This window comes from Blautia hydrogenotrophica DSM 10507, from assembly GCF_034356035.1.
Lineage (GTDB): Bacteria > Bacillota > Clostridia > Lachnospirales > Lachnospiraceae > Blautia_A > Blautia_A hydrogenotrophica.
The window spans coordinates 2,052,152-2,065,588 of the sequence record NZ_CP136423.1 but is presented as its reverse complement, the minus strand read 5'-3'; the positions used below and the strand labels follow the sequence as shown (position 1 = coordinate 2,065,588).

5 protein-coding genes and 1 riboswitch are annotated in these 13,437 nt (G+C 47.2%); of the genes, 4 read left to right on the top strand and 1 reads right to left on the bottom strand.

From position 1 onward, the window contains the following. Positions 1-284: 284 nt before the first annotated feature. A riboswitch (cobalamin riboswitch) is annotated at positions 285-471 on the top strand. 194 nt (positions 472-665) lie between these two features. Continuing rightward, entirely contained in the window at positions 666-6,140 is a 5,475-nt protein-coding gene (locus BLHYD_RS09630; RefSeq protein WP_260784498.1) for an Ig-like domain-containing protein, read from the top strand. Positions 6,141-6,210: 70 nt separating this feature from the next. On the opposite strand, the gene BLHYD_RS09625 is transcribed toward BLHYD_RS09630, so the two are convergent. Then, the gene (locus tag BLHYD_RS09625) at positions 6,211-7,842 is read right to left on the bottom strand and encodes an ABC-F family ATP-binding cassette domain-containing protein (protein WP_005946286.1); all 1,632 of its coding nucleotides are present in this window, start codon (positions 7,840-7,842) and stop codon (positions 6,211-6,213) included. A 378-nt stretch (positions 7,843-8,220) separates the two neighbouring features. Between BLHYD_RS09625 and BLHYD_RS09620 the strand changes: the two genes are divergently transcribed. The 3 genes from BLHYD_RS09620 (at position 8,221) to BLHYD_RS09610 (ending at position 13,137) form a co-directional block, all read left to right on the top strand. Beyond that, on the top strand, positions 8,221-8,955 hold the full coding sequence (locus BLHYD_RS09620; protein ID WP_005946268.1) for a cytochrome c biogenesis CcdA family protein: 735 nt from the start codon (positions 8,221-8,223) through the stop codon (positions 8,953-8,955). A 105-nt stretch (positions 8,956-9,060) separates the two neighbouring features. Further along, positions 9,061-9,495: an RrF2 family transcriptional regulator gene (locus BLHYD_RS09615; RefSeq protein ID WP_005946266.1), complete on the top strand. Its 435-nt coding sequence runs from the start codon at positions 9,061-9,063 to the stop codon at positions 9,493-9,495. Between the two features lie 192 nt (positions 9,496-9,687). Next, a complete protein-coding gene (locus BLHYD_RS09610) occupies positions 9,688-13,137 on the top strand; it encodes a pyruvate carboxylase (protein WP_021845346.1) in 3,450 nt (1,149 codons plus the stop codon). The last annotated feature ends 300 nt before the right edge of the window (positions 13,138-13,437 follow it).

Here is a 13,437-nt window from a genome sequence, read left to right as displayed (position 1 = left end):
GCAGATGTAAGGCTTTGCCAGTTATGTATGGAGTGCAAAGCATTCCTGGTATGGGTCTGAGTGCCCATATCAGGAAGCTTTGCGTCTATAAGCAAAAAGATTTTTATAGTGGGGGGTACCTTATGTGGAAGAGAAAAAAGCAGAGCCTGCGTGGAAAAGTTACAGGCGGCGTCTACAAAGATGAGACTGGTATTCGGACAGGAAGGCAGAAGGCGGAGTGAACAAGAGTTATTTTCTTGACAAAATTGCCTATATTCGTTATACTAAGAAAGTAAATCCATAGTATAAATTGAATAGAACTGCGGTCAGGTATTTTTACCTGTTTGAAGGGAACCCGGTGAGAATCCGGGACAGTCTATCTCTACTGTATGAGGGACGAACGGAACATAGGGCCACTGGAGAGATCTGGGAAGGCGTTTCTAGTAGGAGGAACTCGAGTCAGGATACAGCAACGCAGTTTAAGTGGGAGATTCGTAAGCAAGGCGGATTGAGAAGAGAGTCCGAGAGCTTTTTGTATATGGCAAAAAGTTATTTTAAAGATAGAGCCTGACAGGCTCTTTTTTTTAAAACTCCCGGGGCTCTCTTTTCCTTATATATGGAAAATATTATGGCTTGTCGGGTTCTTCACTTCAAGTACTATGGAAAAAAAGAAAGGAGTGAAACTTATGAAAAAGCGAGGAAGGAGAATCCTCTGCCTGATGATGGCGATGTTGATGATTCTCACTTCGATGCCTGCGACAGCGATGGCTGCCACAGAAGAATCCGCTTCGGAGCTGGGAAACTCTTCGAACGTCGAAGCGTTTCAGGAAGAAACTGCGGATGCAGCGGTATCTTTTGAGGAAGAAGAGCAGGAGACAGTATTTGCCTCCGACGATGATGTCTGGTGGGATAGATATTTCTATATCAGCATGATGAAGGGGGAGGAAGAGATCTACCAGAATGATTCGGACCAGGCTATGACACCGATGCTGGCACAGAAGTATGGTTTTACCTACGGCCCGGATATTGATGTGGAGCAGGGACAGTATACTCTGCTGGACGCGCTGGTTCTGACTCAGATTGAGATGTTCGATGCCACCCCGGAAAACATCCGGGATTATCTGGATTTGGACGAAGCTGGAAATGTCATCAAGGTGAGCGGTGTCGACACCCGGAATTTTACTTTTATTGTAAATGGGGTGGCAGCCGGAGAGTATGGAACTTCCATTTATGTCAACAATTATGAAATCTATGATGGCGATGAGATCATTTTTCTGACAGAGACGACCGATGAGTCGGCACCTGTTCTGAGTGATATCTCAGTGACAGAGAGAGCCATGGAGACAGTGACCTTAAGCTTTAACAGCGATGAAGGGGGAACTGGGTATTATGTAGTACAGGGTGTGGATGAGGAAGCGCCCGCGCAGATCGACAAAGATTCTGCAAAGACTTTCACGATAGGTGTGGATGAAAATGAAGTCACCCTGGAAGGATTGACAGAGGAGGCCTGCGCCGTGTATCTGGTCGCAGAAGATCTGACAGGCAATCTAGGTGAAATCATCAAAGTCGATGTGGAGGCTTGTGAGTCGACGCTCGGTGAGATCACACTGAACCGTTCTTCCGTAGCCATGGGAATCGGTCAAGAAATGGAGCTGGAGGCGGCGACTGTTCCAGAGGATCCTTATTTTGAGAGACAGATTACCTGGGAGTCCAGCGATGAGCAGATTGTAAAAGTGGAGGATGGAACAATCACTGCAGTTGCGAAGGGCGATGCCACCGTCACGGCGAGTGTCGGTGAAATCTCTGCCAGCTGTGAAGTGTCTGTCTGGAGCGCGCCCACCATCGAGACGACTCTAGAGGATGGCATTCAGCTTAGGGCTAGCCGGAAAACCTTCGACGTTATCGCCAGGGATTCCGCTGGAAATAAACTGGCATCTTCCGTGAAGCTGGATGGGTCCAGCGTGGCTTATAACTGGGATGATGACACGAAGACCAGTTATACCCTGAACTTCAAAGACAAAAAAAATGGAGAACACACGGTTCTAATTTCTGTGACGGACTCCATCGGACAGACAGTCACCCAGGAATATAAAATCTACTATACCAAAGCAGAAGAAGGGGAATTGATCGGCTACGCGACTTTTGACATCGAGGCGATCACCATCAACTGCGGCTATATTGTGGAACCCATTAAGGTGCCGATCTATGAAGGTGAGAATGCAGCAGAGGCTCTGGTTCGCCTGATTCAGGAGAACGGCTATGATTACACCAACACTGGAACCGTGGAGAGTGGCTTCTATCTGTCTGCGATCGTAGGAGCCAATGCGTCTAGACCAGGCTCTGCGACGAAGGAACTGAATCTGGAAAATGCGTCTATGAATGAAGACCTCAGTGATCTGTCCATTGAATGGAGAGAGGGGACGGAAGGACAGCTGGGAGAGTTCGACTATGCCCAGGGCTCCGGCTGGATGTACTGCCTGAACAACGTATTTCCAAACGTAGGTTTTGCAGACAGCTATCTCTCTGACGGAGACGTTGTCCGCGTTCAGTTCACTTTGGCCTATGGGGCAGATATCGGAGGCGGCCATGCCATGGGCGGCGACGACGGAGTTGGCAAGATTCGTGCAGTGAAGGATGATTTATCAACTGCGATTGCGACGGTGAATAGTGCGCAGAACAAGGAAATGCTTCTGGCGAACGAAGAGATTAAGGCAGCATATGAAAAAGCCAACGAAGTGATGTTGGATTTGCCGGCATCTCAGGACACTGTTGATGAGGCATGTGAGGCTTTAAACGAGGCGATGGCAGGAGAACAGCCAACTTCCATGTCCTTGAAAGAGAAGGACCTGACTCTGGAGAATATGACTAGCAAGAAACTGGAAGTTGTCTATGAACCGGAAGATATCACGGTGCCGATTCAGGTACAGTGGGAATCTTCAGATGAGAATATCGTGGAAGTGGAGGCAGACGGTACCGTAACTGCCAAGAACGCAGGAAAGGCCACGGTCACTGCCAGACATGGAGAGTGGAGCGACTCCTGTGAGATTACAGTGCCTGTTGTGACGATGACTGGAATTTCACTGGCGGAAGAGGAAGTAACTCTGACAAGGGCAGAGACGAAGGAGCTGGAAGTTCTGTATGCACCGGAGAACACCACGGATGCAAGGGACGTGACCTGGACGGTGGAAGACACCGGTGTAGCAGTTGTGACAAACGGTGAAATTATGGGCGTAGCTCCAGGAACCACGACGGTGACAGCAGCTGTGGGAGACTTTTTGGCATCCTGCCAGGTGACAGTGAGAGATATTCCGATCACAGGCATCGAGTCAGGAGAGACGAAAATTACTTTGCAGCCGAAGAAAACCAAGAAACTGTCCTATCAGGTGCTTCCTGCCGACACGACAGAAGATAAGACCCCGACGGTGGTATCCACCAACAAGAATGTGGTGACTGCAACTGCCAATGCCAGTGGAGTTACTCTAAAAGGCGTGGCGGATGGAGAGGCAGATGTGATCGTGAAGATCGGAGCACAGAGTGTGTCTTATCACGTGACCGTTCAAGAAATCAATGTGACGGATTTTGAGTTCCGGGAGATTCCGCAGAGCCTGAATGTGGGCAAGAGCAAGTCCGTATATCTGGATTTTGAACCGGTCAGCACACCGGATAATCAGAATGAGGTGGAGTGGACCTCCAGCGATACCAATGTGGTATCGATTAGCAAAGCCAAGAATTCTTACGGAACGTTAAAAGGTGTCGCACCTGGGAAAGCGACGATCACAGCGAAACTGGGAGACATCAGCAAATCTTTCGAGATTGAAGTCGTAGAGATTCCTCTGGAAGGAATTTCTCTGGAAACAGATAAGCTGGAAGCCTATGTGGGAGAGTACACTTCTGTCAGAGTATCCTTTAACCCGTCTGATACCACGGACGATACCAAGGTTACCTGGGAGAGCAGCGATCCTTCTGTACTGAATGTGACATCGACTTCTTCATATGGAAGCTTTACGCCAAAGAAAAAAGGTACGGTTACACTGACCGCGAAAGTGGGAAAATTCTCTGATTCTTGTGAAGTCGTGGTAAAAGAAGTTCCAAGTGTGGAGTCTATCTCCATGAATACGCCAGAGATGGAGATTGGTGTCGGAAAATCCCAGAGTTTGGGTGTGACGGCCAGCCCGTCGAAATCGGATTACAGCAGTTCCAAAGTGAGCTGGAGTAGTTCAGATAGCACGATTGCCACTGTGGGGAATACAGGTTATGTAAAGGGAATCAAGCCAGGTACGGTTACGATTACGGCTTCTTACGGGAGGCTGACGGCCAGTGCTAAGGTGACGGTGGTAGAGTATCCGGTAGAGGCAGTCGTGTTCAAGGATGCTGTCACAGAGATCAAAAACATCGGTACTAAGAAGTCTCTGGGGCTTGCAGTGATACCGAGCAATTATACAGAAGCGCTGGAGGTTACAGCGGTTTCCAGCGATGAGAGCATCGCTGTGGTTTCCAGTACCAGCAAAACTGGTGTGAGTGTGGAGGCGAAAGCAGCGGGAACTGCAAAGATCACCGCGACAGTGACAGCTCCAAGCGGTACCTACACTGCAGAGACCGAGGTGGTCGTAAACGCCAACTATATCGAAACGCTTGCATTTGAGCAGGGAAGCTATGACGTGGAAAAAGGTGATAGCTTGAGAATGAGTTCTGAGATAGAATATCAGCCAAGCGGCGGAGATACGAAATCCATCACATGGTCTTCGGACAATGAAGAAGTAGCGACAGTGAATTCCAGTGGTTCCGTGAAGGCCGTGGACTATGGAACCGCGACCATCACGGCAACTCTGAAAAATAATAGGAAAGTCAGCTGCAAGATCGTCGTGTCAAAACCAGTGACGGATTTGATCATCAGCGCGACGAAACTGGGTATGCTCAAGGGCAGCAGCATTGAGCTGGATACCATTGACTTCCAGCCAGAAGACGCGGATATGAGCAAGTTCAGCTGGACTTCCAGCGATACAGATGTGCTCACCGTGAAAAATGGTATCATCAAAGCAGTAGGAGTAGGAACTGCGACCATCTATGGAATCGCAGGAGATGCGATTGCCACCTGTGAGATCGAGGTAACTCTCTCTGAGGATGAAGTGGCAGCCATTGAAGTTATGGGGCTGATCGATCAGATCGGAGAAGTGACACTGGATAAAGAGGAGGCTATTCAGGCAGTCAGAGAAGCTTATGATAAGCTGACCAGGACGCAGAAGGCATTTGTAACCAACGATGAGACTCTGTTTGAGGCAGAGGAGAGACTGGAAGAGCTGAAGAATGTGATGAACGAGAAGACGCCTCTAGTCTCCCTAGAAAAAGCAGGCGATGACGCACTGGAACTGACCTGGGAGAAAGTCAAAGGTGCAGAGGGCTACCGTGTATATCGAAAGACTGCCGGAGGCTACTTCAAGGCGATTGCAAATGTGGATGCAGATACCGCCAGCTATAAGGACAGCGGGCTGACTCTGGGAGATACCTATATCTATACGGTGCGTGCACTCTACACATTGGGTGGAAAGACACAGTTAGGACCGTATGAGTCTGCGGGCCTGAAGGCAAAATTGAGTGTGGACAAGGTAGAGATCACGAAGGTACAGAGCTGGGGATACTGCAACCTGAAAGTGAGCTGGAATGAAGTAGAGGGAGCGGATGGCTACCGTCTGTACTATAAAGTTGATAATTCCAGCTGGAAATATGTGACACAGGTAGGGGCAGGAACCACATCTTATACTCATACAGGTGTGACGACTGGAAAGACGTATACTTATTACATAAGAGCTTATCAGAATGTAAATGGCACTAAGGTGTTCGGTGCGTATTCTGACGGAAAGACTGGAAAGGCAGTGCCGAAGCAGGTTGTGATTAATTCTGTAAAAAAAGCATCTGCTACCAGCCTGAAAATCAACTGGGGAAGAGTAAACGGAGCCAGCGGCTATCGTATTTATCGTGTCGACGCAAAGACCGGTAAATGGGATTATGTGACACAGATCAACAGTGGAAGCACGACTTCTTATACAGAGAAAGGCCTGAAGAAAAATACTACTTATCAATACCGAATCCGGGCATACCGCACGGTAAACGGTGAGAAAGTATTTGGCGCTTATTCTTCATTGGCGAAAGGAAGCACGAAATAATCGGCTGTCCGTATAAAAGAAAGCCCTCCGGAAGTGTGAAGCTTCCGGAGGGCTATTTATAATGGCTTGTTTAGTTGTCTTCTTCGTTCATCTGATATACATGGCGTTTTTTGGCCATTTCATCACTGGCCAGATATTCATCGTAGGTTGTGATTTTGTCCACCATAGTTCCGTTGGGTAAGAATTCCATAATACGGTTCGCTGTGGTCTGAACAAACTGATGATCGTGGGAGGCAAACAAGATGACTCCTGGGAATTTAATCAGGCCGTTGTTCAGCGCGGTGATGGATTCCATATCCAGATGGTTGGTCGGCTCGTCTAAGAGCAGGATATTGGCCCCGGAGATCATCATTTTGGACAGAAGACAACGAACCTTCTCGCCTCCGGAAAGTACACGGACCTTTTTGACTCCATCCTCACCTGCGAAGAGCATGCGGCCCAGAAAACCGCGCACGTAAGTGGCATCTTTGATCTCAGAATACTGAGTAAGCCAGTCTGCGATTGTGAGATCATTGTCAAACTCGGCAGTGCTGTCTTTAGGAAAATAGGCCTGGGAAGTAGTAACTCCCCATTTATAGGTTCCTTCGTCGGGTTCCAATTCACCGGTAAGAATGCGGAAGAAGGTGGTGATGGCCAATTCATTTGTCCCGACAAAAGCGACCTTGTCGTCGTGTCCTAGAGTAAAGGTGACATTGTCGATCACTTTTACACCGTCGATGGTTTTGGAGAGGTTTTCCACCATGAGAACCTCATTTCCAATTTCACGGTTGGGACGAAAATCAATGTAGGGATATTTTCGGCTGGACGGACGCATCTCATCCAACTGAATTTTTTCCAGTGCACGTTTTCTGGAAGTTGCCTGCTTGGACTTAGACGCATTGGCACTGAAACGGGAAATAAACTCCTGTAATTCTTTGATCTTTTCCTCTTTCTTTTTGTTAGCCTCTTTCATCTGCTTTACCAGCAACTGGCTGGACTCAAACCAAAAGTCATAGTTGCCGGCGTAGAGTTGGATTTTTCCGTAGTCGATGTCCGCGATATGGGTACATACTTTATTCAAAAAATAACGGTCGTGTGAGACTACGATCACGGTATTATCAAAATTAATCAAAAATTCTTCCAGCCATTCGATGGCAGGTAGGTCTAGGTGGTTTGTCGGCTCGTCCAACAACAGAATGTCAGGATTGCCGAACAGCGCTTGAGCTAACAGCACTTTTACCTTGATGCTGCCGTTTAAGTCACGCATGGTCGCATAGTGCAGATCTGTGTCCACACCGAGGCCATTTAGCAAAGTAGCGGCATCTGATTCTGCCTCCCATCCATTCATCTCTGCGAACTCTCCCTCTAGCTCACTGGCTCGGATGCCATCCTCATCGGTAAACTCCTCTTTGGCGTAGATGGCCTCTTTCTCTTTCATGATTTCATAGAGCCGGGCATTTCCCATGATAACGGTATCTAAAACCTGAAAGTCATCATATTTGAAATGGTCCTGCTGTAGGAAGGACAGACGCTGTCCAGGAGTGATGGAGATCTCTCCCTTTGTGGTTTCAAGTTGTCCGGACAGGATTTTGAGAAAGGTAGATTTACCGGCGCCGTTGGCTCCAATCAGACCATAACAATTACCCTCGGTAAACTTGATATTTACGTCTTCAAACAACGCTTTTTTTCCAATTCGTAAGGTTACATTATTTGCTGCAATCATAATTTGACCTCATTTTCATATAATTATTTCTGTGGTGCGCAGTACAAACAACACACATGTACTTATTTTACCGTATCTCTCCAAATTTGCAAGCTTTTCTTTGACATTCTTTTTCTTTCGTGATATAACATAAAGAATTGAGGCTAACGAAGTGGGCTTGTTCACTTTGTTCTGTAATAGGAAAGACCTTGTCATGCTAATACGTGAAAGTTTTTTCCAATTACGCAAACGTTCCGCGTGGATTGTGCTGCGGCGGAGTGGAAGATGCCGCTTTGCCCCCGACGCAGGCGAAGAATCCTGCAAGCAAGATTCTTTTTTACGGTGTTTGGCTGCTGAATAGAGTAGAATAATTGAATTAGAATAAAGGAGAGTGATTCCATGAATGTCTGGCTAGAGACATTAACTGGCCTGATGAGAGAAAATCTTTGGTTTGCCCCAGTTTTGAGTCTGGTGGCAGGGGTTGTGACATCTTTTACACCCTGTTCGTTGTCAGCAGTTCCGATGATTTTGGCCTATGTAGGGGCAGCGTCTGACAGCAAAAGAAAAGCGCTTCGGCTGTCGCTGACGATGGCGCTGGGGATGGCTGTGACTTTCGCGGTGTTCGGAAGCGTTGCCTCTGCGATTGGTCATGTGATGCATGGGATGGGGCACTGGTGGCACGTGTTGCTGGGTGTATTGATGGTGGTGATGGCCTTACAGATTTGGGGTGTGATTCATCTGTTGCCGGAACATGAGCATGGTGATGACTGCAAAGACCATGACCACTGTGAATGCCATAGTCCCCGTAAATTGATTCGGGGTACTGGATATAAAGGGGCCTTTTTGACGGGAGCTTTGGGTGGTGTCTTTGCTTCACACTGTGCGACTCCGGTGATGTTGGCTCTGTTGGCTATGGTGGTGGAGTCTGGACATGGAATATGGTGGGGAATATTTTTAATGATTTTGTATGCGCTGGGGCATAGCATACTTCTGGTTGTGGCGGGCACCAGCTATGGGGCGGTGGAAGATTTGATGAATCGTCCAAGTTCTCAGAAAGTTGGAAAAGTGTTGAAAGTTGTGGTGGGACTTTTGATATTTGCCATCGGTCTGGGTATGTTTTTTGTAGAAAATTGAGGTTGCATATTCTGCTCTAAATTGGTATAATTTTGATAGTAGCAATACGAAAGAGGTAAGATCGGGCCTTGATTAAATTTAGAATAACGATGGCAGGAGGCTTATATGTTAATTACAAGAGAGTGCGATTATGCGGTGAGGGTAATCCGTGCATTGTCGGGCGAAGAACGGTTGAGCGTGAATGATATCTGTGAGCGGGAAGAGATCACAGCTCCATTTGCCTATAAGATTTTGAAAAAACTGCAAAAGGCAAAAATCGTCCGGGGGTATCGGGGTGTCCATGGCGGCTATTCTTTGAAGAAAAGCGTCTCCGAGATCACTTTGTTAGATGTCTACCTGGCGATTGACCCAGGAATGTATATCATTGAATGCATGAACCCCAAAAAGAAATGTTGTCGGGATGAAAAATTAGATGGAGGTTGTGAGGTACACCAAGAATTGCTCCGAATTCAGGAACGTCTTCAAGATATGTTAAGTGAGAGATCTCTTCAAGAGATTCTCGGAGAGTCAGAGAAAAAAGAAAAAGTAGTTGGAGAATAAAAAGTGAATAGATAGAGGGAATGCCAGAGGGTTTTGGAAATGCTGAGAAACCCTTTGGCATTTTTCTGTTGGCGGTACTGGAACGGGAATGAATAATTACTAAAAAAATTAATAAATATCGCAAATTTATTGACAATTATTAAGAAATTCGTTATAGTATTTAAAATTACTTAGGAGGTGTATGGAGAAGGTATGAAAAAATTTAAAAGAATCTTAGTGGCAAACCGGGGGGAAATTGCCCTAAGAGTGATTCGGGCCTGCAAAGAGCTTGGCATCCGATCTGTGGCCATCTATTCGGAGGAGGACAAAAATGCTCTGTTCCGAACGAAAGCCGATGAGTCTTATCAGATAGGAAAAGGCAAGTCTCCGCTGGAGGCTTATTTAGGTATCTCTCAGATTATTGAGCTGGCAAAGGCAAAGAGTGTAGATGCGATTCATCCAGGCTACGGCTTTTTGTCAGAAAATCGCGATTTCGCGAAGCAGTGTGAGGAAGCAGGAATCACATTTATCGGCCCCACAGCGGATATGATGAGCCGGGTGGGAGACAAAATTCAGTCTAAGCTAGTAGCGCATAAGGCGGGTGTAGGTACCGTTCCCGGTGTAGACGAGGCGATTAAGAGCGAGAAAGATGCGATTGCGTTCGCCAGATCCTGTGGTTATCCGGTTATGCTGAAGGCGTCTGCCGGCGGTGGGGGCCGCGGTATGAGAATTGTGCGGGAAGAAAAAGATCTCTTGGCAGAGTTTAACAATGCCCAGAGCGAAGCGCGCAAAGCTTTCGGCATCGACGATATTTTCATTGAGAAATACATAGAAAATCCCAAACATATTGAAGTTCAGGTTCTAGGAGATGAGTATGGAAATTTAGTTCATCTCTATGAGAGGGATTGTTCTGTTCAGAGAAGGCACCAAAAAGTCATTGAATTTACTCCATCGCAGATTTTAACTCAGGCACAGCGGGAGGCGATCTGTGAGGACGCGCTGAAGATTGCCAGAGAAGTAAATTATAAGAGTGCGGGTACCGTGGAGTTTCTGTTGGACAATGACGGAAACCACTATTTTATTGAAATGAACACTCGAATTCAGGTGGAGCACACGGTCACAGAGATGGTCACGGGCGTGGACTTGGTTCAGGCTCAGATTCTGATCGCGCAGGGCTATTCGCTGGATTCACAGGAGATTGGTATCCAGTCTCAGAAGGACATTTCCATGAGGGGAGCTGCGATACAGTGCAGAATCACCACGGAAGACCCGGTAAACGGATTTGCACCGGACACTGGGAAAATTGATATCTACCGGACCGGGTCAGGGTTTGGAATTCGTCTGGATGGAGATTCCGGTTTTACAGGGGCGGTGGTTTCCCCCTATTATGACAGTCTGTTGGTGAAGATTACTTCTTGGGGAAGAAACTTCCAGGATGCCAGGACAAAAGCCTACCGGGCTCTCTCAGAGACTGTGGTGGAAGGTGTGAAAACCAACATTCGTTTTTTGCAGAACGTGCTGAATCATCCTACTTTTGTGGAAGGAAAGTGCGACACGAATTTTATCGGAAAACATCCAGAGCTGATGCACATCAACCAGGGGGAGACGGAGGAACTTCGGATTCTAAAATATCTGGGGAATAAGTATGTCAACGAGGTGAAAGGTAACAAACCTCAGTTTGACGTGCCGGCATTTCCACGAATTAAAGATGAGGAGATTCAAAAACTTTGTGGTACCAGACAGCTTTTACAGAAGATGGGGCCTGAGAAATTTTCCAAATGGGTATTGGAGCAGAAGAGACTGCTGATCACGGATACAACCATGAGGGATGCACATCAGTCTTTGATGGCTACGAGGATGCGTACCATTGATATGGAGAAAATCGCTCCGGCGATGGCTTATTATGGGAGAGATTTGTTTTCCCTGGAAATGTGGGGCGGAGCGACCTTCGATGTAGCCTACCGTTTTTTGGGTGAGTCTCCCTGGGAGCGGCTTGCGACTTTGAGAGAGAAGATACCCAATGTGCTGTTTCAGATGCTGTTTCGCGGTGCGAATGCTGTCGGGTATAAGAATTATCCAGATAATGTCATCCGCGAATTCATCAAGGAGTCTGCACAGGCCGGCATCGATGTGTTCCGTATCTTTGACTCCCTGAACTGGATACAGGGTATGGAAGTGGCCCTTGATGAGGTTCTCAGACAGGGGAAAGTCGCGGAGGCTTGTATCTGTTATACCGGAGATATTCTGGATGAATCCAGAGAAAAATATAACCTGAAATATTATGTGGAATTGGCGAAGGAATTGGAACGCAGAGGCGCACATATGCTGGCAATCAAAGACATGTCCAGCCTACTCAAGCCACTGGCGGCTCACAAGTTGATTACAGCGCTGAAAAACGAGCTGAGTATTCCGGTACACCTGCACACCCACGACACCAGCGGCAATGGAGGTGCTACTTTGATGATGGCAGCCATGGCTGGTGTGGATGTGGTAGATGCTGCGTTCAGCAGTATGGCAGGATTGACCAGTCAGCCTTCTTTAAATTCCCTGGTGGCTGCGCTGGAGAATTCAGAGAGAGACACAGGGCTACCATTAGAAGGCTTGGATGAGATCTCTGCGTACTGGGAGGCAGTACGGCCAGTTTACAAACAATTTGAGTCGGATTTGAAGACAGGTACCACAGAGATTTACTATTACGAGATGCCTGGTGGTCAGTACTCCAATTTCAAATCCCAGGTGGAGAGCTTCGGATTGGGACATCGGTTCCAGGAAGTGAAGTCCATGTACAAGAAGGTAAATCTCATGCTGGGAGATATCGTAAAAGTAACACCGTCCTCAAAGGTCGTGGGAGATTTGGCGATCTTTATGGTTCAGAACGATTTGACACCGGAGAATGTCTGCGAGAAAGGAAAGGCGATGGATTTCCCAGATTCTGTTGTCTCTTATTTCGAGGGAATGATTGGTCAGCCCCAGGGCGGATTCCCAGAAGATCTGCAAAAGATTGTTCTGAAAGACAAAAAAGCGATTACCTGTAGACCGGGGGAACTGTTGCCTGACGAAGACTTCCAGGCGATCAAAAAATATCTGGATGAGAAATTCGATATGGACGCCAGCGGTCAGCAGATTATGAGTTACTGTATGTATCCGAAAGTCTATGAAGACTACCGCACAAAGCTGAAAAAAGAGGGCAGCCTGCGCAGGATGGGCAGTGATGTCTTCTTCCACGGAATCAATCTGGAAGAGACCTGTGGTGTGAAGATTGAAGAGGGTAAAGAGATGATCATCAAGATGTTGGAGGCGAAGCCTGCCAACGAAAATGGAGAGAGAGAAGTCGTCTTCCAGATCAACGGAAGTATTCGTTCCGTGACGATTTTGGACAAGACTGCGAATACGAAAGCTAGCAAGGAGTCTATTTTGGTGGCAGACCCTGACAATGATCTAGAGGTCGGTGCAAACATTCCAGGTACGATCACAAAACTTTTGGTGAGCGAAGGAGATGAGGTCACGGCTGGACAGCCAGTGGCAGTCATTGAGGCCATGAAGATGGAGAGTAATATTCTGGCAAAAGTGGGTGGAGTTATTGATAAGATCTTTGTGAAAGAGGGGAACCAACTGATTGCCAATCAGTTGGTGGTGAAGATCAGAGAAGAAAAAGGCGAGTAACCACAGCGAGCATTTAAAAAGATACCCTGAGCAGGTACGCAAAAGTCATGCATATAGATGGAAGAAAATGTGTCGGCAGACCATCCGGATGGTGGGACTTTCGCGGTGCTCAGGGTATATTTTGTTCTGAGACCGGGAATCCTTTTATGAGCAAAGAAGCGGCGAGTGGCTGTGTGAATGAAGCGGGAGAGACTTTCGCTTTGTATAGAATTATATACAGAAAATCCCGGGAAAGTAGATAGACGGACAATTTTTTTTATGCTATAATAATGGCTGAAATTTTAGAAGACACTTATTATT